The following is a 3,939-nucleotide window of genomic DNA, read 5'->3' as shown; positions in this document are numbered from 1 at the left end:
CGCCCGATCATGCGATCGGGCGGGCTTTTGGGTGTCGCCTGGAAATTACTTCTTCAAACCGTATTGCTCATCGAGCATGCCGGGCGAGTTCGGGGCCTTGGGGGCGTAGTCCCGGGGCGGTTCCTGGACCTCTTTTGGCGGGGTCAGGCGTTCCCGTGGCGTCTGCGCCGCATCAGCGTGCAGGGCGGCCAGCAGGCGTTGGCGAGTCTGCTCGTCCAGGGCCAGGCGATTGGCACCCTCGGACAAATGATCCTGGACGTCCTGGTAGCTCTGGGTGAGTTTTTTCACCAGAGAAGCGGTGCTGTTGAAGTGAGTGACCACTTCATTCTGATAACTGTCGAAACGTTCCTGAATGTCATCCAGCTGACGTTGCGTGCTGTTAGGCACCGCATTGGGCAGCAGTCGGGCAAGCAGGAATCCAATGGCGACACCGGCAACCAGGGCAAGAGTCGGCAACAGCCAAACTAAGAGCGAGTGTTCCACGAGTCCTTCCTCTATAAACGGCTTTGCTTTACGTTAACGGCTCGGACCTGCGCTGTATACCGCGAAGAACATCGCAATCATGCCAGGCACAGACTTTTAGCTAGACGAGTCGACCCTATTCGAGGTCACGGAGTTCTTTCCCTTGCTTATGCGCGAAACCCCTGTAGTCATTGATGGCCCCGTGGGCCAACTGGAAGCCTTGTACCTGGACAGCGAAGCGCCCCGTGGCCTGGCGCTGATCTGCCACCCCAACCCGGTGCAGGGCGGGACCATGCTCAACAAAGTCGTCTCGACCTTGCAACGCACTGCCCGTGATGCTGGCCTGGTTACGTTGCGTTTCAATTATCGCGGCGTGGGCGCCAGTGCCGGCAGCCATGACATGGGCACCGGTGAAGTCGACGACGCCCAGGCCGCAGCCGATTGGCTGCGGGAAAAATACCCGCAACTGCCGCTCACCCTGTTCGGTTTTTCCTTTGGCGGATTCGTTGCCGCAAGCCTTGGCGGACGTCTGGAAGCCCAGGGCCAACCACCCAAGCACCTGTTCATGGTGGCCCCGGCGGTGATGCGCCTGGACGCGCAATCGCCCTTGCCGATGAGCGGCGAGTTGACCGTGATCCAGCCGGAAACCGACGAAGTAGTCGATCCCCAGCTGGTTTACCAATGGTCGGACACGCTCCAGCGCCCCCATGAGCTGCTGAAAGTGGCAGAATGCGGACACTTTTTCCATGGCAAGCTGACCGATCTCAAGGATCTGCTCCTGCCGCGCCTCTCGAATTGACAGCAGTCTGACAAGCGATAACCCATGACGACTCGTACCCGCATCCTGACCGGCATCACCACCACCGGCACCCCGCACCTGGGCAACTACGCCGGCGCTATCCGTCCGGCAATTCTCGCCAGCCGCGACAGCAACGCCGATTCGTTCTATTTCCTGGCCGACTACCACGCCCTGATCAAATGCGATGACCCGCTGCGTATCCAGCGCTCGCGCCTGGAAATCGCCGCGACCTGGCTGGCCGGTGGCCTGGATGTGGACCGCGTGACCTTCTATCGCCAGTCCGACATTCCCGAAATTCCGGAACTGACCTGGCTGCTGACCTGCGTCGCCGCCAAGGGCCTGCTCAATCGCGCCCACGCCTACAAGGCGTCGGTGGACAAGAACGTCGAAGCCGGTGAAGACCCGGATGCCGGCATCACCATGGGGTTGTACAGCTACCCGGTGCTGATGGCTGCGGACATCCTGATGTTCAACGCCCATAAAGTACCGGTCGGTCGCGACCAGATCCAGCACGTGGAAATGGCCCGCGACATCGGCCAGCGCTTTAACCATCTGTTCGGCCAGGGCAAGGAGTTTTTCACCATGCCCGAGGCGCTGATCGAGGAGAGCGTCGCCACGTTGCCGGGCCTTGATGGCCGCAAGATGTCCAAGAGCTACGACAACACCATTCCGTTGTTCAGCAGCGCCAAGGACATGAAGGACGCGATCTCGCGGATCGTCACCGACTCCCGCGCACCGGGCGAAGCCAAGGATCCGGACAACGCCCACCTGTTCACCTTGTTCCAGGCCTTCGCCACACCGGCGCAGTCCGCCGAGTTTCGTAGCGAACTGCTGCAGGGCCTGGGTTGGGGCGAAGCCAAGAACCGCCTGTTCCAGTTGCTCGACAGTGAACTGGGCGAGTCCCGCGAACGTTATCACCAGTTGATCGAACGCCCGGCGGACCTAGAAGACATCCTGCAACTGGGCGCGAAAAAAGCCCGAGCCGTGGCTACACCCTTCCTCAACGAACTGCGCGAAGCCGTCGGCCTGCGTTCGTTTGTCAGCCAGGTACAGGTGGCGACCAGCACGAAAAAGAAAGCGGCAAAAGCTGCACGTTTCGTCAGTTTTCGCGAAGACGACGGCAGTTTCCGCTTCCGTCTGCTGGCCGCCGATGGCGAGCAATTGGTGTTGTCGCGCAATTTTGCCGATGGCAAGACCGCAGGCCAGGTCACCAAGCAACTGCAAGCCGGCCAGCCACTGGATGTGCGCAGCGACGAGCTGAGCTTCAGTGTCTGGCTTGACGGCGCATGTGTGGCCGACAGTCCGGCTTTTGCGGACAGCGCCGCTCGGGATGCTGCCATCGAGGCTCTGCGCGTGGCTCTGACGCCGGTTCAGGACTGAGCCGGGGCGATTCCGACCATCGGCTCGAATAAGGGCCGATTGCCATTCCCGCGGGCCGTCGCTACAGTGACGGCCCGTTTTTGTTGCCTTGCTAACGAATATGACGCCCCTAGAACGATATCAAGCTGATCTGAAACGCCCGGAGTTCTTCCACGACGCAGCCCAGGAAACGGCAGTGCGGCATTTGCAGCGCCTGTACGACGATCTGGTCGCCGCGTCGAACAACAAGCCGGGCTTGTTGGGCAAACTGTTCGGCAAGAAGGACCAGGTGCCGGTCAAGGGCCTGTATTTCTGGGGCGGTGTCGGCCGTGGCAAAACCTACCTGGTCGACACCTTCTTCGAGGCGTTGCCGTTCAAGGAGAAGACACGGACGCACTTCCACCGCTTCATGAAGCGCGTGCATGAAGAGATGAAGACCCTGGGCGGCGAGAAGAACCCGCTGACCATCATCGCCAAGCGCTTCTCCGATGAGACCCGGGTGATCTGCTTCGATGAGTTTTTCGTGTCCGACATCACCGACGCCATGATTCTCGGCACCTTGATGGAGGAGTTGTTCAAGAACGGCGTGACCCTGGTCGCCACCTCGAACATCGTGCCGGACGGCCTTTACAAGGACGGCCTGCAACGCGCGCGTTTCCTGCCGGCCATTGCGCTGATCAAGGAACACACCGAGATTGTCAACGTCGACAGCGGTGTGGACTATCGCCTGCGCCACCTGGAGCAAGCGGAGCTGTTTCACTTTCCCCTGGACGCCGCCGCTGAAGAAAGCCTGCGCAAGAGCTTCCGGGCCCTGACGCCGGAATGCACCCAGGCGGTCGAAAATGATGTGTTGGTCATCGAGAATCGCGAGATCCGCGCCGTTCGCACTTGTGACGACGTGGCCTGGTTCGACTTCCGTGAACTGTGCGATGGCCCTCGTAGCCAGAACGACTACATCGAGCTGGGCAAGATCTTCCACGCGGTACTGCTCAGCAACGTGGAGCAAATGAGCGTCACCACCGACGACATCGCCCGCCGCTTCATCAACATGGTCGACGAGTTCTACGACCGTAACGTGAAGCTGATCATTTCGGCCGAAGTCGAACTCAAGGATCTCTACACCGGCGGTCGCCTGACCTTTGAGTTCCAGCGAACCTTGAGTCGTTTGCTGGAAATGCAGTCACACGAATTCCTGGCGCGGGCGCATAAGCCGTAATTCGGTTCGAATAAAAAAAAGGCCTGCGATTGCAGGTCTTTTTTGTGCGTGCGAGATCAACGACGCACCGCATAACCCTGTGGGAGCGAGCCTGCTCGCGATG

Annotated in this window: 4 protein-coding genes; 3 read left to right on the top strand and 1 reads right to left on the bottom strand. The window is 60.2% G+C overall.

The window, feature by feature from the left end:
• Positions 1-45: 45 nt before the first annotated feature.
• On the bottom strand, positions 46-483 hold the full coding sequence (locus HU811_RS25760) for a Z-ring associated ZapG family protein (RefSeq protein ID WP_186658870.1): 438 nt from the start codon (positions 481-483) through the stop codon (positions 46-48).
• 148 nt (positions 484-631) lie between these two features.
• Here HU811_RS25760 and HU811_RS25755 point away from each other — a divergent pair, with 148 nt between their 5' ends.
• The 3 genes from HU811_RS25755 (at position 632) to zapE (ending at position 3,836) form a co-directional block, all read left to right on the top strand.
• Positions 632-1,261: an alpha/beta hydrolase gene (locus tag HU811_RS25755; RefSeq protein WP_092456238.1), complete on the top strand. Its 630-nt coding sequence runs from the start codon at positions 632-634 to the stop codon at positions 1,259-1,261.
• Between the two features lie 24 nt (positions 1,262-1,285).
• The gene (locus HU811_RS25750; RefSeq protein ID WP_092456241.1) at positions 1,286-2,641 is read left to right on the top strand and encodes a tryptophan--tRNA ligase; all 1,356 of its coding nucleotides are present in this window, start codon (positions 1,286-1,288) and stop codon (positions 2,639-2,641) included.
• A 100-nt stretch (positions 2,642-2,741) separates the two neighbouring features.
• The gene (gene zapE / locus HU811_RS25745; protein ID WP_092393836.1) at positions 2,742-3,836 is read left to right on the top strand and encodes a cell division protein ZapE; all 1,095 of its coding nucleotides are present in this window, start codon (positions 2,742-2,744) and stop codon (positions 3,834-3,836) included.
• Positions 3,837-3,939 lie beyond the last annotated feature (103 nt).

It is taken from the genome of Pseudomonas tehranensis (assembly GCF_014268615.1).
GTDB classification, from domain to species: Bacteria; Pseudomonadota; Gammaproteobacteria; order Pseudomonadales; family Pseudomonadaceae; genus Aquipseudomonas; species Aquipseudomonas tehranensis.
Note: the sequence above shows the minus strand (reverse complement) of the source record. Positions and strands in the feature narration are given on the sequence as shown.